We start from the raw sequence: 18,265 nt of genomic DNA, 5'->3' as shown, positions 1-18,265 counted from the left end.
CCGGCGACACCAAGTACCAGGGCGCCTTTGGCGGCTACACCTTCGGCCTGTTCGACATCAAGGGCGCCAGCATGACCCCCTCCTTCGGCACCCAGTCCACCGACGACGGCACCGCCAAGGTCACCAATTCCAAGTTCGCCCTGCGCGTGAACTACACCTTCTGATCCCCTGGGCCTGCCGGGGTCAGGTCCGGCAGGCCAGGTTTTTCAGGTTTGAACGAGCGAGGGATCGCGGCGCCATGCATGGCACGGCGGCGCCGCGATGGTTGTCAGGGTGTGTTCCCGCGGGAGCACACCCTCTTTTTTTTGTGGCGCACCCGAGCCCCGCGCGCCGCACCCACGCCACTCAGGCGGTGCCGGGGCCGCGGCCTGCCCACTCGCGCGCCAGCAGCCCGTAAAGCGCTGAATCCGACACCTCGGACCCCACGATCCAGCGCTCCCGCAGCAGGCCCTCCTGCACAAAACCGAGCTTGCGTAGGCTGGCCGCCGAGGCCAAGTTGCGCGGATCGATGTCCGCCTCCAGGCGGTGCAGCCCCAGCGGGCCGAAGGCCCAGTCGATCAGCGCGCCCACCCCTTCATGCATCAGACCGCGGCGCCAGTGCGGCCGGGCAATGCCATAGCCCAGCTCCGCCCGGCGGCAGGCGTGGTGGAGGTGGAACAGCGAGCCGGTGCCCACCAGCGCTTGTGTGGTGCGCAGGAACAGCCCCAGGCGCACATGCTCACCGGCGGCCATCTCCTTCAGGTCGCCCTCAATCAGGCGCTGCGCCTGCGCCAAGGACGTCCACGGTGGCGAACTCCAATACCGCATGAACTCCGCATCCGCATAGATGGCCCACAGCGCCGGCGCGTCGGTGGGCTGCAGGGGGCGCAACAGCAGGCGGGGCGTCTGCAGGCGGATCTGAGGGAAGGGGGGCATGGTGGGTTGTGGCCGTTCAGTATCTGGACTCAAGCGCCCCCTGCCCCGCCGCACACGCCCGGCACACGCAGGCCCTGCCCGCCTGGGCGGCGGGCACACGGGCCAGCACCGCGGCTTCGATGCGCACCGTGGTGCACCAGCAGTCGGCCGTCCATTGGCCGGTGGTGGCGGGGGTGCAGCCGTTGGGGCCGCCGCACAGGGGGCAGCGGCAGGCGTTGGGCGAAGTGTCGGGGGGGCTGTCGGGCGGAAGCCCGGGGGCGGTGGAGGTCATGCGGCGTCGGGACGGGCGAGGGGGGTGACGGGCAAGGTGGGGGCGGCACGCGGGTGCTCACCCCCGCGTGGCGGCGTCAGGCACCTCGGCGGTGATGGGGCCGGTGCCGGCCCAGCGGTCCAGGGCCAGGTAAAGGACCGGGGTGATGTAGAGCGTGACCACCTGGCTCACCAGCAGGCCGCCCACCACGGCCAGACCCAGGGGTTGGCGCAGTTCGGCGCCGGCGCCCAGGCCCAGGGCGATGGGCAGGGCGCCCATCAGGGCGGCCAGGGTGGTCATCATGATGGGCCGCAGGCGCAGCAGGCAGGCCTGGCGGATGGCCTCGGCCGGCGGCAGGCCCTGGTGGCGCTGCGCATCCAGCGCGAAGTCGATCATCATGATGGCGTTCTTCTTGACGATGCCGATCAGCATCAGCAGGCCGATGGTGGCGATCAGGGTCAGGTCGTGCCCGAACAGCCACAAGGTGAGCAGCGCGCCCACGGCCGCCGAAGGCAGTCCGGCCAGGATGGTGAGCGGGTGGATGTAGCTCTCGTAGAGCATGCCCAGCAGCAGGTAGATGACGGCCAGCGCCGCCAGGATGAGCACCAGCTGCCCGCCCTGGCTGTCCTGGAAGACGGCGGCGTCACCGCCCCAGCTGGTGATGAGGGTGGGCGGCAGTTGCAGCTCGGCGCTCAGCTCGCCCATGCGGCGGGTGGCGTCGCCCAGGGCCACATCGGGCGCCAGGTTGAAGGACAGGGTGATGGCCTGCAACTGGCCCTGGTGGTTGACCGCGGTGGGGCCCAGCGTGCGCTGCACGGTGGCAAAGGCGGTCAGGGGCACCAGGGTGCCCCCCTTGGCGCGCAGCCACACGCTGCCGAAGGCGTCTTCAAACTGGCGCTGCTCCGGCACGGCCTCCAGCAGCACGGCGTAGCTGGCCGAGGGGCCGTAGATGGTGGAGACCTGTCGTTCGCCAAAGGCGGTGTAGAGGGCGCTGCGCACGTCGGCCATGCTCACGCCCAGGGCGGCGGCCTTGTCGCGGTCGATCTGCAGGCTGGCCTGCAGGCCGCGGTTCTGGCTGTCGCTGGTCACGTCGCGGAACAGCGGGTCGGCGCGCATCCGCTCCTGCAGCTTGACGGCCCATTCGCCCAGGGCGCCGGCGCTCACGCTCTGCAGGGTGTACTGGTAGCGGCTCTTGCTCTGGCGGCCACCCAGCTGCAGGTTCTGCACCGGGCGCATGAAGACCTGCACGCCGGCCACGCCGCGCAGCTTCTTGCGCAGCCCTTCCACCACCTCCTTCATGGGCGGGCGCTGCTCACGTGGCTTGAGGGTGACGAACATGCGCCCGTTGTGGGTGTTGCTGGCCTGGTTGCCGCCGGCGCCGATGAAGGAGGAGACGTTCTCCACCGCCGGGTCGGCGCGCAAGAGGGCGGCCACCCGCGCCTGGGTTGCCAGCATGGCGGTAAAGGAGATGTCTTCGGCGGCTTCGGTGGTCACCTGGATCTGGCCGATGTCCTCCTCAGGAAAGAAGCCCTTGGGCAGGTGCTGCACCAGCCAGACGGTGGCCACCAGGGTGCCCGCGGCCAGGGCCAGGATCCAGGCGCGGTGGGCCAGGGCCCAGTCCAGGCTGCGGCCGTAGCCGGCTTGCAGGGCGTCAAAGCCGCGCTCGAACAGGCGGCCAAAGCCGGTCTCCTGGCTGGCATCGTGGTGGCGCAGGTAGCGGCTGGCCAGCATGGGCACCAGGGTGAGGGAGACGCCGGCCGACACCAGGATGGACAGCCCCACCACCACCGCAAACTCATGCAGCAGCAGGCCGATCACGCCGGGCATGAAGAAGATGGGGATGAGCACCGCCACCAGCGAGATGGAGATGGAGACGATGGTGAAGGCCATCTCGCGCGCGCCACGCAGGGCCGCTGCGAAGGGCGCCATGCCGTCTTCCACATGGCGCACGATGTTCTCCAGCATCACGATGGCGTCGTCCACCACCAGGCCCACGGCCAGGGTGATGCCCAGCAGCGAGATGTTGTTGAGGCTGTAGCCCATGGCCTGCAGCAGGGCCACGGCACCGATGAGCGAGACCGGCAGGCTCAGCGTGGGGATGACCGTGGCGCTGAGCCGGCGCAGGAAGACGAAGATGACCATGACCACCAGGGCCACGGTGAGGGCCAGGGTGAGGTAGACGTCGTGCAGGGCCTCGCGGATGGAGCGCGAGCGGTCGTTGACCGGGGTCATTTCCACCGAGGCGGGCAGCTGCTCGGCAAAGCGCGGCAGCAGGGCGCGCACGCGGTCCACCACCTCCACGGTGTTGGCATTGGGCTGGCGCAGCACGGCCAGCGTGATGGAGGGCTCGCCGTTGAGTTCGGCATGGGTCTTGACGTTCTCGATGCTGTCCTGCACCTCGGCCACCTCGCGCAGACGCACCGGCACCCCGTTGCGGCTGGCCACGATGACGGCGCCCCACTCCCGGGCGCTGGCCAGCTGGCCGTTGGCCTGCACGGTGAGGATCTGGCGCGGCCCTTCCAGCAGGCCCACCGGCGTGTTGGCGTTGGCGGCGGCCAGGGCGGTGCGCACCTCGTCCATGGAGAGGCCGCGCACGGCGAGCTGGTCGGGCCGGGCCTGGATGCGCACGGCGTACTTGCGCTGGCCAAACAGGTTGACCTGGGCCACGCCGGGCAGGGTGGACAGGCTGGGGGCGATGAGGTTCTCGGCGTAGTCGTTGAGCTCGGCCAGGTTCATCGACGGCGAGGTGAGCGCCACCAGCAGCACCGGCGCATCGGCCGGGTTGACCTTGCGGTAGCTGGGGGGCGTGCTCATCTCGGCCGGCAGCTGGCGCTGGGCGCGCAGCAGGGCAGCCTGCACATCCACCGCGGCGGCGTCCAGGTCGCGGGTGGGGTCGAATTCCAGCGTGATGGAGGTGTTGCCCAGCAGGCTGGTGGAGCTGATGACCGAGAGCCCGGCGATGGTGGAGAACTGCTTCTCCAGCGGCAGTGCCACCGAGCTGGCCATGGTCTCGGGCGAGGCACCGGGCAGGCTGGCCTGCACATTGATGATGGGCGTGTTGTAGCTGGGCAGGGCGGCCACCGGGATCTTGCCCAGGGCCAGCACGCCAGCGGCCACCACAGCCAGGTTCAGCAGCACCGTCATCACCGGACGGCGGATGAAGAGTTCGACCAGCCCGCTCATGGGGTGGCTCCTGCGCTGGCGGGGCGGGCCGCGGCGGCGGCCGTGGCGCCGCCACCGGACTTGCCGGCGGCTTCCCGCACCGGGGTGCCGGGGCGCAGGTTCTGCTTGCCTTCCACCACCACCTTCTCGCCGGCCTCCACGCCTTCGACGGCCACCCACTCGCCCTGCGGGGCGCGCACGCGCACCTTGCGCAGCTGGGCCACCCCCTGGGCGTCCACCACATAGACCTGCCGCTCCTGGCCACGCAGGATGAGCGCGGCCTGCGGCACCACGGGGGTGTCGGCCAGGGTGCGCACCTTCAGTCGCACCGTGACGTATTGGCCGGGCCACAGGCGCTGTCCGGGGTTGGCCAGCTCGCCCTTCAGACGCAGGGTGCCGGTGCTGCTGTCCACCGAGTTGTCCACAGCCAGCAGGCGGCCTGGCAGCGGGGTGGCCCCCGCCCCAGTACCGCGTGCGCCGGGTGGCGGGGCCCCCACCATCACCTGCAAGGGCAGGCGCTGCAGGCCCTGGGGGCCGCCGGCCTCGGTCAGCAGCTGGTTCCACTGCACCTCGGGCAGGGTGAAGACCACCTGCAGCGGGTCGAGCTGGGCCAGGGTCACCAGGGCGGCGCCACCGGGCTGCACCACGCTGCCGGGGTTGACGGCGATGAGGCCGGCGCGGCCGGCCTGGGGGGCGGTCAGGCGGGTCAGGCTCAGGGCCACTTCGGCGGCCTGCAGGGCGGCCTCGTCCTGGGCCACCAGGGCACGCTGCGCCTCCACTTGGGTCTGCACGGTGTCGGCGGCGGCCTGGGCGATGAAGTGCTGCCGGCGCAGCTCCTGGGCGCGCTCATGCTGGCGTTGCAGGTCGGCCAGGGCGACGCGGTCGCGCTGTAGGGTGGCGCGGGCCTTGTCCAGGTTGGCTTGCTCCACCCGGTCGTCGAGCTGGAACAGCAGCGCGCCGGCGCGCACCGCCTGGCCTTCCTGCACGGCGATGCGCCGCACGGTGCTGCTGATCTGCGGCCGCACCTCCACCGTACTGGCCGCTGCCAGGGTGCCCAGGGCGGTGAACTCCACCGCCACATCGCGGGTGCGCACGGTGTGCAGGGTCACGGTCTGTGCCGGGCGCGGGGCGGAGGCGGCGGGCGCCGCGGTGGCGGCGGCGCCCGCCGCAGGCTCGGTCTTCTGGCAGGCGCCCAGGCTGGCCAGGCCGGCCAGCAGGGGCAGCAGGCCCAGGCGCAGGGGGCGCAGCAGTCCGCGCTGCAGGGGGTGGGGGTGCGGGCGGTGGCGGGTCGGGGGCATGCGGGGCTCGTCAAGGTGGCCCGCGGACAGGTCGCGCGGGCGGGGGCGGGCCACGTTACCAAGGGTGTCCGTCCCGGGGCAGGTGGAACACCCTGCCTGCACGCGGGGGCTTGCCGCGCGCCCGGTTCAGCCGGCGCGTTCCCAGTAGCCGGGGTCGCCGTAGCTGTGCTTGAGGAAGTCGATCCACAGCCGCACCCGTAGCGGCAGATGGCGGGCGCTGGGGAACATGGCGTAGATGCCATTGGGCGGCGCGGCAAAGTCGTCCAGCACGCTCACCAGGCGGCCGGCAGCCAGGTCGGCCCGCACCTCCCAGGTGCTGCGCCAGGCCAGGCCCAGGCCCTGCAGGCACCAGGCGTGCAGCACCTGGCCGTCGCTGCAGTCCAGCCGGCCGGGCAGGCGCAGGTGCTGCACCTCGCCATCCACCGCAAAGGCCCAGCCCCGGGTCTGGCTGGCGTCGGAGGAGAGCACCAGGCAGTCGTGCCGCGGCAGCTCGGCCGGATGCTGCGGGGTGCCGGCACGCGCCAAGTAGGCTGGCGTGGCCACGCACAGCCGCCGGTTGTCGGCCAGGCGCACGGCCACCAGCGACGAATCGGGGAAATCGCCCACCCGCACCGCGCAGTCGTAGCTCTCGTTGACGATGTCCACCACCCGGTCCGAGAGGTTGAGCGACAGGCTCACCTCGGGATGCTGGGCCAGGAACTCGGGCACCAGCGGGGCCACATGCCGCCGCCCAAAGCCGCCGGGGGCGGTGATGCGCAGGTGCCCGCTGGCCTTGACGCCCCCGGCGGAGACGCTGGCCTCGGCGCTGTTGAAGTCGGTGATCAGGCGCTGGCAGTCCTCCAGGAAGGCCGCGCCCTCGTGGGTGAGCTGCAGGCGGCGGGTGGTGCGCACCAGCAGCTTGACGCCCAGGCGGGCTTCCAGCGCGTCCATGCGCCGGCCAATGACCGCCGGGGCCACGCCCTCCAGCGTGGCGGCGGCGGTCAGGCTGCCTTTGGAGGCCACGGCCACAAAGGTCTCGATCTGCTTGAGGCGGTCCATCGCGGGGGTGCTTTCATTCCAACTTAAAAGTCACAAATCAATCAACTTTCGGTCTATTAATGTTTGTTGAAGTATCCAATACAGTGGGCGCATGGAAAAGCGCCATGCTCCCGCCCGTGTCCCGGCCGCCGCCCCCAAGGCGGTGCTGTTCGATGCTTTTGGCACCCTGTTCGACGTCTACAGCGTGGCGTTGACGGCCGAGCAGCTGTTTCCCGGCCACGGCCAGGCCCTGGCCAGCCAGTGGCGCACCCGCCAGATCGACTACACCCGCCTGGTGTCGATGAGCGCCCCCGACGGCGCACGCTACCGCCCCTTCTGGGAGCTGACCCTGGCCGCCCTGCGCACCAGCGCTGCGGCTTTGGGCCTGGCGCTCACCCCGTCCACCGAGCTGCGGCTGATGAACGAGTACCGCCACCTCTCCGCGTTCCCGGAGAACCGCGAGGTGCTGGCCGCGCTCAAGGCCCGGGGCATCCGCGCCGGCATCCTCTCCAACGGCGACCCGGACATGCTGGCCGTGGCCACCAAGAGCGCTGGTTTTGCCGAGCTGCTGGACCCGGTGCTGAGCGTGCATGCCGTGCGCCAGTTCAAGACCCACCCGGCCGCCTACCAGCTGGGGCCGGACGCGCTGGGCCTGCCGGCGCGCGACATCCTTTTCGTCTCCAGCAACGGCTGGGACGCCATCGGTGCCACCTGGTTCGGCTACACCACGCTGTGGGTCAACCGCAGCGGCGCGCCGCTGGAGCAGTTGGGCACCGAGCCGCACCGCATCGGCACCAGCCTGCGCGCCGTGCTCGATTTCTTTCCTGCGGCGGCCTGAGCCGGGCCGCCGCCTGCCTTCTTTCCCCTCCGACCCCCCTCAGGAGAACCCTCATGAAGACCAAACCCGTGCTCCAGGCCGAAGACGTGCAAACCCTGCTGGCCGCCGCCACCGCCGAGGCCCAACGCCAGGGCTGGGCCGTGACCATCGCCGTGGTGGACGACGGCGGCCACCCGCTGGGCCTGACGCGGCTGGACGGCGCCGCCCCCATGACCGCCTACATGGCCACCGAAAAGGCGCGCACCTCCGCCCTGGGCCGCAAGGAGAGCAAGGTCTATGAGGACATGATCAACAACGGCCGCACCGCCTTCCTCTCCGCCCCCGTGCTGCAGGGCACGCTGGAAGGCGCGGTGCCGGTGGTGGTGGACGGCCAGGTGGTCGGCGCCGTGGGCGTGTCGGGCGTCAAGTCTGACCAGGATGCCCAGGTGGCCCGCGCCGGCATTGCCGCCCTGCTGGGCTGAAGCACCACCCGCTGGCCCGCCAGCCCGCACACCCGCTCCGATTTCAGAACCCACGACAACCGCCTACCCGGAAGAAGGAACCACCCCCATGACCGCACGCACCCCGATCCACGGCCTGCAAGTGGCCACCGAGCTGCACCGCTTCATTGAAGAGCAGGTGCTGCCGGGCACCGGCGTCGACGCCGCCGCCTTCTGGGCGGGTTTTGACCAGATCGTGGCCGACCTGGCGCCCAAGAACGCCGCCCTGCTGGCCGAGCGTGACCGCATCCAGGCCGAGATGGACGCTTGGCACCAAGCCCACCCAGGTCCGATCGCGGACATGGCCGCCTACCAGGCCTTCCTGCAGCAAATCGGCTACCTGGTGCCCGTGCCGGCCGACGTGCAAACCACCACCGCCAATGTGGACGACGAGCTGGCCATCCAAGCCGGCCCGCAGCTGGTGGTGCCCATCCTCAACGCCCGCTACGCGCTGAATGCCGCCAACGCCCGCTGGGGCAGCCTGTACGACGCCCTGTACGGCACCGACGCCATCCCCGAGACCGATGGCGCCGACAAGGGCCAGGGCTACAACCCGGCCCGCGGTGCCAAGGTCATCGCCTTTGCCCGCCAGTTCCTGGACCAGGCCGCCCCCCTGGTCAACGCCAGCCACAGCCAGGCCGCCGGCTATGCCGTCGAGGCGGGTCAGCTGGTCGTGCGCCTGACCAATGGCACCTTCACCGGCCTGGCCAACCCCACCCAGCTGGTGGGCTACCAGGGCGCCACCCAGAACCCCAGCAGCCTGCTGCTGGCCCACCACGGCCTGCACCTGGACATCCGGATCGACCGCAGCACCGCCATTGGCGCCAGTGACGCCGCCGGCATCAGCGACGTGGTGGTCGAAGCCGCCCTGTCCACCATCCTCGACCTGGAAGACTCCGTCGCCGCCGTGGACGCCGAGGACAAGCTGGTGGGCTACGCCAACTGGCTGGGCATCCTGCGCGGCACGCTGACCGAGACCTTCACCAAGGGCGGCAAGGCCATGACCCGCGGCCTGAACGCCGACCGCGTCTACACCGCCGCCAACGGCCAGGGCAACGTCACCCTGCACGGCCGCAGCCTGCTGTTCGTGCGCAATGTCGGCCACCTGATGACCAATCCGGCCATCCTGTGGGGCGCAGAAGGCAAGGAAATTCCGGAAGGCATCATGGACGCGGTGGTCACCACCACCATCGCCCTGCACGACCTCAAGGGCCTGGGCACCCCCGGCCTGCGCAACAGCCGCAAGGGCTCGGTCTACATCGTCAAGCCCAAGATGCACGGCCCGGCCGAAGTGGCCTTCGCCTGCGAGCTGTTTGCCCGGGTGGAACAGCTGCTGGGCCTGCCCGACAGCACCGTCAAGCTGGGCATCATGGACGAGGAGCGCCGCACCAGCGTCAACCTCAAGGCCTGCATCGCCGCCGCCAAGAGCCGCGTGGCCTTCATCAACACCGGCTTCCTCGACCGCACCGGCGACGAGATGCACACCGCCATGCTGGCCGGCCCGATGATGCGCAAGGGCGACATCAAGACCAGCGCCTGGATTGCCGCCTACGAGCGCCGCAACGTGCTGATCGGCCTGCAATGCGGCCTGCGCGGCCGCGCCCAGATCGGCAAGGGCATGTGGGCCATGCCCGACCTGATGGCCGAAATGCTCAAGCAGAAGATCGGCCACCCCAAGGCCGGCGCCAACACCGCCTGGACCCCGAGCCCCACCGCCGCCACCCTGCACGCCCTGCACTACCACCAGGTGCTGGTGTCTGACGTGCAAAAGGCCATCGAAGCCAGCGGCGACGCCGACAACGCTGAAGTCACCGCCAAGCTGCTGTCTGACCTGCTGACCATCCCGGTCGTTGCCGAAGCCAAGTGGAGTGAGGCCGAGAAGCAGCAGGAAATCGACAACAACATCCAGGGCATCCTGGGTTATGTGGTGCGCTGGGTGGACCAAGGCGTGGGCTGCTCCAAGGTGCCCGACATCAACGACGTGGGCCTGATGGAAGACCGTGCCACCCTGCGCATCTCCAGCCAGCACGTCGCCAACTGGCTGCACCACGGCGTGGTGACTGAAGCCCAGGTGCGCGAGTCCTTCGCCCGCATGGCCGCCAAGGTGGACGCCCAGAACGCCGGCGACGCCGCCTACAAGCCCTTGGTGGCCAACCCCGATGGCGCCGCCTTCCAGGCCGCCCTGGACCTGGTCTTCAAGGGCAAGGAACAGCCCAGCGGCTACACCGAGCCGCTGCTGCATGCCTGGCGCTTGAAGGTGAAGGCCAGCGCCTGAGGCCCCGCAACGATTGAAGAGAAGAAGGTCTGAGGAGACATGAGCGGCGCCCTGCGGGGCGCCGCTTTTCATTCCGGGGTACGCCTGAACGGATCCCGCTCCCGCAGCTCATCCAGATAGGCCTCCACCCCTTGGCCCTCGCGGGCCAGAAAGTCCTCCACCGCGCGGGCGAACTGCGGGTGGGCCAGCCAGTGGGCGGAGGCCGTGGGCACCGGCAGCAGGCCGCGGGCCATCTTGTGCTCGCCTTGGGCGCCGCCTTCAAAGCGGGCAAAACCCTGGGCGATGCACCACTGCAGGGGTTGGTAGTAGCAGGCCTCGAAGTGCAGGCAGTCAATGGGTTCGGTGGCGCCCCAGTAGCGGCCCCAGGCGGTGCCCTGGGCGCGGTCGATGGCCACCAAGGACGCGGCCACAGGCGTGCCCTCCGGGCGCTGGGGGATGAACATCAACCAGTGTTCGGGCAGGGTCTGCGCCATGCGGGTGAAGAAGTCCCGCGTGAGGTAGGGCGTGGAGCGGTGGGCGGCGTAGGTGAGCTGGTAGCAGTGGTGGAAGAAGTCCCAGTCGGCTTCGGTGATGGCCGCGCCTTCCCGCATGCGGAAGGTGATGCCGGCGGCCTGCACGCGACGGCGCTCCTGCTGGATCTTCTTGCGTTTTTCGCGCTGGAGGCTGGCCAGGAAGTCAGGCCAGTCGGCATAGGGTGTGGGCTGGCGGTTGGTCCAGTGGAACTGCACGCCGCTGCGCAGCAGCCAGCCGGCGGCACGGGCGTCGGCCTGCTCAGCCTCGTCCAGGAACAGCAGGTGGGCGGAGGAGAGCTGCTGGCGGCGCGTCAATTCCCGCAGCGCCTCCAGCAGGGCGCGCCGGCTGGGGGCATCTTCGGCCAGCAGGCGGCTGCCGGGCACGGGGGTAAAGGGCACGGCGCCCAGCAGCTTGGGGTAGTAGGCCAGGCCGTGGCGCTGGTAGGCCTCGGCCCAGGCCCAGTCGAACACGTATTCGCCGTAGGAGTGGGTCTTGAGCCAGGTGAGGGTGGCCGCCGCCAGCGGGGCCTCGGCCGCCTCGCCCCGGTGCAGGGTGAGCCAGCAGGGCGTCCAGCCGGTGGATGGCGTGGCGCTGCCCGAGGCCTGCAGCGCGGCCAGGTAGGCGTGGCGCATGAAGGGCGTGGGCCGGGACTGGCGGGCGAGCAGGGCATCCCAGGCGGCGGCGTCCACGGCGGTGGGGTGGGTATGGACACGCAGGGTGAACGCGGGGGGCAGGGCGGTGTCGAGCACGATGGGGCGGGGGGACGTGGCGGCAGGCCCGCATCTTGGCGGCCCTGCGGCAGGTGGGGGGCGGCCGCGGCCAACGCCCCTGTCTGGGCGTGGGACATGCGTGCGGCGGACCGGCTGCCAGAATCGGCGGTTCCGATCCCCCGCGATCCGAACCACCCCGCACCGCCATGCCGCCCCTTCACGTGACCCCCGCGCCCGCCGACGCGCCGCTTTCCTTGCCCCTGCGTCGTGCCTGGTTGGCGCTGGCCGTGGGCACGCTGGCGCTGGGCGCCTGCGGCAGCAACCCGCCGGCCGCTCCGGCGGCCGCGCCCGAGCCCGTGGCGCCCCCGCCGCCGCCACCTCCGCTGGTGGCGCCGCCCGCGCCGCAGCCCAAGCTGGGCATCGCCCTGGGCGGCGGCGGCGCCAAGGGCTTTGCCCATGTGGGCGTGCTCAAGATGCTGGAGGCCTCGGGGTTCGTGCCGCAGTTCGTCTCCGGCACCAGCGCGGGCAGTGTGGTGGGGGCGCTCTACGCCTCGGGCCTGTCGGCCTTCCAACTGCAGGAGCAGTCCTTCGCCCTGGACGAGGGGCGGGTGCGCGACGTGACGCTGTTCGGCGCCGGCGGCCTGGTCAAGGGCGAGAAGCTGCGCGACTACGTCAACGAGCTGGTGCAGCAGCGTCCGCTGGACAAGCTGGCCAAGCCCTTTGCGGCCGTGGCCACCGAGCTGGACACCGGCAACCGCGTGATCTTCCGCACCGGCAACACCGGGCAGGCGGTGCGCGCCTCCTGCAGCATCCCCGGGGTGTTCCAGCCGGTGCTCATCAGCGGCAAGCGTTATGTGGACGGCGGCCTGGTGAGTCCGGTGCCGGTGGATGCCGCCCGCGAGTTGGGTGCCGAGCTGGTGGTGGCGGTGGACATCTCCAGCAAGGCCACCGATGGCCGCGCCGACAGCATCCTGGGCAACATCAACCAGACCATCACCATCATGGGCCAGAAGTTGGGTGAACAGGAGATGGCCCGGGCTGACGTGGTGATCCGGCCGCGGGTGGGCAAGATGGGCCCGGCCGACTTTGACCAGAAGCACAACGCCCTGCTGGAGGGCGAGCGCGCCGCCCAGGCGGCGCTGCCGGCACTGCGCGAGGCGGTGGCGGCCTGGCAGAAACGCTGGCAGGAGCAGTGGCTGGTGAATGCCCGCCGTGCGGCGGCCGCCGGCGCCACCGCCCCCGGGGTGGCCGCGGCGGCGTCCCAGGCCGGCGCGCGCTGAGTGCGGCGGCTCAGCCTCTCAGATCGACCAGGCGTAGTCGATGGTCAGCGGCGCGTGGTCGCTGAACTTCTGGTCCTTGTAGATGCTGGCCGTGCGGGCGCCTTCGGCCAGGGCAGGCGTGGCCAGGTGGTAGTCCAGCCGCCAGCCCACGTTCTTGGCATAGGCCTGGCCGCGGTTGCTCCACCAGGTGTAGCAGGCGTCGGTGGTGTCGGGGTGCAGGCGGCGGTAGACGTCCACCAGGCCGCCCTGGGCGGGGTCGAGCAGGGTGCTCATCCAGGCGCGTTCCTCGGGCAGGAAGCCTGAGTTCTTGAGGTTGCCCTTCCAGTTCTTGAGGTCGGCCTCGCGGTGGGCGATGTTCACGTCACCCACCAGGATGAACTCGCGCTGGGCCCGCAGCCGGGCCAGGTGCGGCGCCATCACGTCCAGAAAGCGGAACTTGGCGGCCTGGCGTTCCGGCCCGCTGGAGCCGCTGGGGAAGTAGCAGCTGATCAGGCTCAAGGCGCGGCCGGGGATGTCAAAGCGCAGCTCCACCCAACGCCCCTCGTCGTCGAACTCGGGCACGCCCAGGCCCACGACCACGTCGCTGGGCTCGTGCCGGGTGTAGAGCCCCACCCCGGAATAGCCCTTCTTCTGTGCATAGTGGAAATGGCCCTTCATGCCGGCAACGTCATCGAACTTGCCGGCAACGTCGGTTGCCTGGGCCTTGACCTCCTGCACCCCCATACAATCAGGCGCCACGCTGGCGGCCCATTCCGCAAAGCCCTTTGTCGCGGCTGAACGGATGCCGTTCAGGTTCAGCGTCACCAGCTTCAATCCCATTGGCTGTCTTTCCCTGCATTCATGACCGATACCGCACGCATCCACGACCTGGCCCAGGAATTCGTCAAGTTCTCCGTGGAGGCGGGGGTGCTGCGCTTCGGCGACTTCACGACCAAGGCCGGCCGGCAGTCGCCCTACTTCTTCAACACCGGTCTGTTCGATGACGGCGCCAAGCTGATGAAGCTTGGGGAATTCTATGCACGGCGTCTGATCGCTTCGGGCCTGGAGTTCGACATGCTCTTCGGCCCGGCCTACAAGGGCATCACCCTGGCCGCGGCGGTGGCCATCGGCCTGGCCAAGGAGGGCAAGAGCGTGCCCTACGCCTACAACCGTAAGGAGGCCAAGGACCATGGCGAAGGCGGCACCCTGGTGGGCGCGCCGGTGCGGGGCAAGGTCCTGATCATCGACGACGTGATCACCGACGGCGCCTCCAAGCGCGAGGCGGCCGACATGATCCGCGCCGCCGGCGCCACGCCGGTGGGCGTGGCCATCACCATGGACCGCCAGGAGCGCGCCAAGGACGATCCGGCCAACCGCCGCAGCGGTGTGCAGTACGTGGAGCAGGAGCTGGGCCTGCAGGTGGTCTCCATTGCCACCCTGGCCGACCTGATGGCGTTCCTGGACACCACCGGCGACGCCGCCCTGGCCGCCAACAAGCCCCGCGTGGCCGCCTACCGTGAGCGCTATGGCATCTGAGCGCGCGCTCGGCTGCGGCGCCTGCTGGCGCGGCCTGGGCCTGTCTCTGATGCTGCTGGGGGCGGTGCCGGCATGGGCCTCGCAGACCGATTACACCTGTGCTGACGGGCAGGTGCTGCGGGTGCGCAGCACCCCGCGCGAGGCCACCGTGCAGCTGCTGCCGGCCGAGGGCGGCAAGCCCAGTGGCCCGGGTGTGCGCCTGGAGCGCGTGCGCCAGACCGGCGCAGCGCTGTTCTTTGCGCCGGGCAAGAAGGCCAGCCTGCAGCTCGACCGCTCCACGGCCCTGTGGCAGACCGGCGATGCCCCGCCCCTGAACTGCCAGCTCAAGCTCAAAGAGTTCCGCGGCGGCACGCCCACGGCGCGCTGAAGCGGCCCAGGCATCCCGGGCAGGCACCGGCTTGGCCGGTGCCTGCCCCCGCGCCGGCGGCGCGGCCTCAGCCTGCCAGCTTGGCCTTGAGCAGCTCGCTGGCCTGGGCCGGGTTGGCCTTGCCCTTGCTGGCCTTCATCACCTGGCCCACCAGGGCGTTGAACGCCTTGTCCTTGCCGGCGCGGTATTCCTCCACCGACTTGGGGTTGGCGGCGATGACCTCGGCCACGATGGCTTCCAGGGCCCCCGTGTCGTTGGACTGGCGCAGGTCCTTGGCGTCGATGATGGCGTCCACGTCGGCGCCGGCACCGCTCCACAGGGCGTCAAACACCTGCTTGGCGGAGTTGTTGGAGATGGTGCCGTCCTGGATGCGCGTGATCAGCGCGGCCAGCGTGACCGGCGCCACCGGCGAGGCATCGATCTCGCGACCCTCGGTGTTCAGGCGTTTGCTCACCTCGCCCATCAGCCAGTTGGCCACCAGCTTGGGGGCCTTGCAGGCGTCGCGCGCAGCCTCGTAGTAGCGGGCGAAGGCCAGGCTCTGGGTCATCATCGTCGCGTCGTAGGCCGGCAGGCCATCGGCGTCGACAAAGCGCGTGGCCATGGCGCGCGGCAGCTCGGGCATCTCGCCCTTGACGCGCTCCACCCACTCCGGCGCGATCACCAGCGGCGGCAGGTCGGGGTCGGGGAAGTAGCGGTAGTCGGCCGAGTCTTCCTTGCTGCGCATGGCGCGCGTCTCACCCTTGTCGGGGTTGTAGAGCACCGTGGCCTGCTGGATGGCGTAGCCGTCCTCGATCTGGTCGATCTGCCAGTTCACCTCATAGTTCACCGCGTCCACCAGGAAGCGGAAGCTGTTGAGGTTCTTGATCTCGCGGCGGGTGCCGTAGGGCGCGCCGGGCTTGCGCACCGAGACGTTCACGTCGCAGCGGAACGAGCCTTCCTGCATGTTGCCGTCGCAGATGCCCAGCCACATGACCAGGGCGTGCAAGGTCTTGGCGTACTCAGCCGCTTCCTGGGCCGAGCGCATGTCGGGCTCGGAGACGATCTCCAGCAGCGGGGTGCCGGCGCGGTTCAGGTCGATGCCCGACTGGCCGTGGAAGTCCTCGTGCAGGCTCTTGCCGGCGTCTTCCTCCAGGTGGGCGCGGGTGAGCTGCACCACCTTCTTCTGGTCGCCCACGAAGAACTCCACCTTGCCGCCCTGGACCACCGGGATCTCGAACTGGCTGATCTGGTAGCCCTTGGGCAGGTCGGGGTAGAAGTAGTTCTTTCGGGCGAAGACCGACACCGGCGCCACCTTGGCGCCCACGGCCAGACCGAAGCGGATGGCGCGTTCGACCGCCGCGCGGTTGAGCACCGGCAGCGTGCCCGGCAGCGCCAGGTCCACCGCGCAGGCCTGGGTGTTGGGCTCGGCACCGAAGGCGGTGGACGCGCCGCTGAAGATCTTGGATTGGGTGGAGAGCTGGACGTGGTTCTCCAGGCCGATCACCACCTCGTAGCCACGCACCAGTTGGGGCTTGTTCGTCGTCGTCATGCTCAGATTCCTGCCGGGGCGCGGGTGTGCCAGTCGGTGACCTGCTGCAGCGCGTGGGCGGCGTGCAGCAGCGTGCCTTCCTGGAAATAGTTGCCGATGAGCTGCAGGCCCACTGGCAGACCCTGCGGGCTGAAGCCGGCCGGCACGCTCATGCCGGGCAGGCCGGCCAGGCTGGCGGGCAGGGTGAAGATGTCGGCCAGGTAGTCGGCCAGCGGGTCGGCGCTGTGGCCCTGCAGCGGCCAGGCCACCGTCGGCGCCACCGGCCCGGCGATCACGTCGCACTGGGCGAAGGCGGCCTGGAAGTCGTCGGCGATCATGCGCCGCAGCTTCTGGGCCTGCAGGTAGTAGGCGTCGTAGTAGCCGTGGCTGAGCACGTAGGTGCCCGTCATGATGCGGCGCTTGACCTCGGCGCCAAAGCCCTCGGCCCGGCTCTTCTTGTACATGTCCAGCAGGTCGCCGTGCTGCGCGGCGCGGTGGCCGAACTTCACGCCGTCAAAGCGGCTCAGGTTGGAGCTGGCTTCGGCCGGGGCGATGATGTAGTAGACCGGGATGGCCAGCTCGGTGCGCGGCAGGCTGATGTCCACCAGGGTGGCGCCCAGGCGCTGCAGCTCAGACAGGGCGGCACGCACGGCGCCGTCCACGTCAGCCGCCAGGGCGGCAGGGAAGAACTCGCGCGGCAGGCCGATGCGCAGGCCGGCCAGGGGCTGGCTGGCGCTGGCGCCTTCGCGCGCCTGCTGCATCTGGGCATGGAAGTCCTGCGCCGGGCGCTGGGCGCTGGTGGCGTCGCGCTCGTCAAAGCCGCTCATGGCCGAGAGCAGCAGCGCGCAGTCCTCGGCCGAGCGGGCCATGGGGCCGGCCTGGTCCAGGCTGGAGGCGTAGGCGATCATGCCGTAGCGGCTGCACACACCGTAGGTGGGCTTGATGCCGGTGATGCCGGTGAAGCTGGCGGGCTGGCGGATGGAGCCGCCGGTGTCGGTGCCGGTGGCGGCGGGCACCAGGCGCGCGGCCACCGCGGCGGCTGAGCCGCCCGAGGAGCCGCCGGGCACGCGGCCGCGGTCCCAGGGGTTGAGCACCGGGCCGTAGGCCGAGTTGGTGTTGGCCGAACCCATGGCGAACTCGTCGCAGTTGAGCTTGCCCAGGTTCACCGTGCCGGCGGCCTTCAGGCGCGCCACCACGGTGGCGTCGAAGGGGCTGCGGTAGCCGGCCAGGATCTTGGAGCCGGCCGTGGTGGGCATGTCGGCGGTGACGAAGATGTCCTTGTGCGCGATGGGCACGCCCGTCAGCGGGCCGGCCTGGCCGGCGGCGCGGGCGGCGTCGGCGGCGGCGGCGGCGGCCAGCGCGCCTTCGGCGTCCACATGCAGGAAGGCGCCCAGGGCGGCGTCGGCCTCGGTGCGGGCCAGCAGGTGGCGGGTCAGCTCGACGGCAGACACCTGGCCGGCGGCCAGGGCGCGGGCGGCCTGGGCCACGCCCAGGCTGTGCAGGGCGGGGGCGCTCATTCGATCACCTTGGGCACGAGGAACAGGCCGGCTTCCACGGCCGGGGCGCTGCGCTGGTTGAGTTCGCGCTGGTTGGTCTCGGTCACCACGTCGTCGCGCAGGCGCAGCTGCACGTCGTGGATGGCCGACAGTGGCGTGGCCAGCGGCTCGACGCCGGTGGTGTCCACCGCACGCATCTGTTCGACGATGGTGAAGAAGCCGTTGAGCTGGGCCAGCAGGCGCTCGGGTTCGTCGCCGGAGAGCTCCAGGCGTGAGAGCTGCGCGATGCGGCTCACGTCCGCAGGGGTGAGGGCCATGGGTGAGGGCAGTGCTAGTGGCTGCGGGGCCAGGGCGGCCAGGCATGCAGGGCATGCGCGGCAAAGGCCCGTCACAGCTGGGAAAACGACGGGAAATGACACCGGTCGCCCGCCGGCGGGGCGGGGGCTTGCGGTATTATCTCCGGTCAACCCCGATGCTCCCGTCGGCGTCTTATGGCGACACGGGGGCGGCCTTCCGGTGCAGGGTCTGATGCAGTCATGCGTCCCCGGCCAGAAGGCGCGCTCGCCCCGTACCGTCACCACCCGTCACCCATACATGCGCCCCGAGTCCTGGAGTCTGACCTGCCACCTCGGCCGGGCAGCCC

Annotated in this window: 16 protein-coding genes; 6 read left to right on the top strand and 10 right to left on the bottom strand. The window is 70.6% G+C overall.

The features are described 5' to 3' along the window. Positions 1 to 345 precede the first annotated feature (345 nt). From G3A44_RS07570 to G3A44_RS07550, 5 genes are all read right to left on the bottom strand, one after another. Positions 346 to 915, bottom strand: coding sequence for a GNAT family N-acetyltransferase (locus G3A44_RS07570; RefSeq protein ID WP_163456899.1), 570 nt, complete (start codon positions 913 to 915; stop codon positions 346 to 348). A 16-nt stretch (positions 916 to 931) separates the two neighbouring features. Further along, positions 932 to 1,186: a cysteine-rich CWC family protein gene (locus tag G3A44_RS07565; RefSeq protein WP_163456898.1), complete on the bottom strand. Its 255-nt coding sequence runs from the start codon at positions 1,184 to 1,186 to the stop codon at positions 932 to 934. A 57-nt stretch (positions 1,187 to 1,243) separates the two neighbouring features. Beyond that, complete coding sequence (locus tag G3A44_RS07560) at positions 1,244 to 4,348, bottom strand: efflux RND transporter permease subunit (protein ID WP_163456897.1); 3,105 nt, start codon at positions 4,346 to 4,348, stop codon at positions 1,244 to 1,246. Next, positions 4,345 to 5,625 carry an efflux RND transporter periplasmic adaptor subunit gene (locus G3A44_RS07555; RefSeq protein ID WP_163456896.1) on the bottom strand — a complete coding sequence of 427 codons (1,281 nt, stop codon included), beginning with the start codon at positions 5,623 to 5,625 and terminating at the stop codon, positions 4,345 to 4,347. The genes G3A44_RS07560 and G3A44_RS07555 overlap by 4 nt, the downstream gene beginning before the upstream one ends. Positions 5,626 to 5,751: 126 nt before the next feature. Then, positions 5,752 to 6,663, bottom strand: a complete 912-nt coding sequence (locus tag G3A44_RS07550; protein ID WP_163456895.1) for a LysR family transcriptional regulator — start codon at positions 6,661 to 6,663, stop codon at positions 5,752 to 5,754. Between the two features lie 91 nt (positions 6,664 to 6,754). On the opposite strand from G3A44_RS07550, the gene G3A44_RS07545 reads away from it, so the two are divergent. The 3 genes from G3A44_RS07545 to G3A44_RS07535 all read left to right on the top strand — a co-directional run bounded on the left by G3A44_RS07545 (position 6,755) and on the right by G3A44_RS07535 (position 10,234). After that, positions 6,755 to 7,480 carry a haloacid dehalogenase type II gene (locus tag G3A44_RS07545; RefSeq protein WP_163456894.1) on the top strand — a complete coding sequence of 242 codons (726 nt, stop codon included), beginning with the start codon at positions 6,755 to 6,757 and terminating at the stop codon, positions 7,478 to 7,480. A 53-nt stretch (positions 7,481 to 7,533) separates the two neighbouring features. Next, a complete protein-coding gene (locus G3A44_RS07540; RefSeq protein ID WP_163456893.1) occupies positions 7,534 to 7,941 on the top strand; it encodes a heme-binding protein in 408 nt (135 codons plus the stop codon). A gap of 88 nt (positions 7,942 to 8,029) precedes the next feature. After that, positions 8,030 to 10,234: a malate synthase G gene (locus tag G3A44_RS07535; protein WP_163456892.1), complete on the top strand. Its 2,205-nt coding sequence runs from the start codon at positions 8,030 to 8,032 to the stop codon at positions 10,232 to 10,234. 68 nt (positions 10,235 to 10,302) lie between these two features. On the opposite strand, the gene G3A44_RS07530 is transcribed toward G3A44_RS07535, so the two are convergent. Continuing rightward, positions 10,303 to 11,496 (bottom strand): GNAT family N-acetyltransferase, encoded by a 1,194-nt coding sequence (locus G3A44_RS07530; protein ID WP_310734343.1) that lies wholly within the window; start codon positions 11,494 to 11,496, stop codon positions 10,303 to 10,305. Between the two features lie 167 nt (positions 11,497 to 11,663). Between G3A44_RS07530 and G3A44_RS07525 the strand changes: the two genes are divergently transcribed. Then, positions 11,664 to 12,737, top strand: a complete 1,074-nt coding sequence (locus tag G3A44_RS07525) for a patatin-like phospholipase family protein (protein WP_163456891.1) — start codon at positions 11,664 to 11,666, stop codon at positions 12,735 to 12,737. A gap of 18 nt (positions 12,738 to 12,755) precedes the next feature. On the opposite strand, the gene G3A44_RS07520 is transcribed toward G3A44_RS07525, so the two are convergent. Continuing rightward, positions 12,756 to 13,556 (bottom strand): exodeoxyribonuclease III, encoded by an 801-nt coding sequence (locus G3A44_RS07520; protein WP_163456890.1) that lies wholly within the window; start codon positions 13,554 to 13,556, stop codon positions 12,756 to 12,758. 21 nt (positions 13,557 to 13,577) lie between these two features. Between G3A44_RS07520 and pyrE the strand changes: the two genes are divergently transcribed. Then, positions 13,578 to 14,252 carry an orotate phosphoribosyltransferase gene (gene pyrE / locus G3A44_RS07515; RefSeq protein ID WP_163456889.1) on the top strand — a complete coding sequence of 225 codons (675 nt, stop codon included), beginning with the start codon at positions 13,578 to 13,580 and terminating at the stop codon, positions 14,250 to 14,252. Next, positions 14,242 to 14,619, top strand: a complete 378-nt coding sequence (locus G3A44_RS07510) for a hypothetical protein (RefSeq protein ID WP_163456888.1) — start codon at positions 14,242 to 14,244, stop codon at positions 14,617 to 14,619. The genes pyrE and G3A44_RS07510 overlap by 11 nt, the downstream gene beginning before the upstream one ends. A 67-nt stretch (positions 14,620 to 14,686) precedes the next feature. Here G3A44_RS07510 and gatB read toward each other — a convergent pair whose 3' ends face one another. The 3 genes from gatB to gatC are packed head-to-tail and all read right to left on the bottom strand — an operon-like array spanning position 14,687 to position 17,939. Next, positions 14,687 to 16,147: an Asp-tRNA(Asn)/Glu-tRNA(Gln) amidotransferase subunit GatB gene (gatB, locus tag G3A44_RS07505; protein ID WP_163456887.1), complete on the bottom strand. Its 1,461-nt coding sequence runs from the start codon at positions 16,145 to 16,147 to the stop codon at positions 14,687 to 14,689. Positions 16,148 to 16,149: 2 nt separating this feature from the next. Continuing rightward, entirely contained in the window at positions 16,150 to 17,643 is a 1,494-nt protein-coding gene (gene gatA / locus G3A44_RS07500; RefSeq protein WP_163456886.1) for an Asp-tRNA(Asn)/Glu-tRNA(Gln) amidotransferase subunit GatA, read from the bottom strand. Continuing rightward, positions 17,640 to 17,939 carry an Asp-tRNA(Asn)/Glu-tRNA(Gln) amidotransferase subunit GatC gene (gene gatC / locus G3A44_RS07495; RefSeq protein ID WP_163456885.1) on the bottom strand — a complete coding sequence of 100 codons (300 nt, stop codon included), beginning with the start codon at positions 17,937 to 17,939 and terminating at the stop codon, positions 17,640 to 17,642. The genes gatA and gatC overlap by 4 nt, the downstream gene beginning before the upstream one ends. Positions 17,940 to 18,265: the final 326 nt, after the last annotated feature.

The organism is Ideonella livida, assembly GCF_010499455.1.
Classification (GTDB): Bacteria; Pseudomonadota; Gammaproteobacteria; order Burkholderiales; family Burkholderiaceae_C; genus Ideonella; species Ideonella livida.
This window is presented reverse-complemented; position numbering and strand designations above follow the sequence as displayed.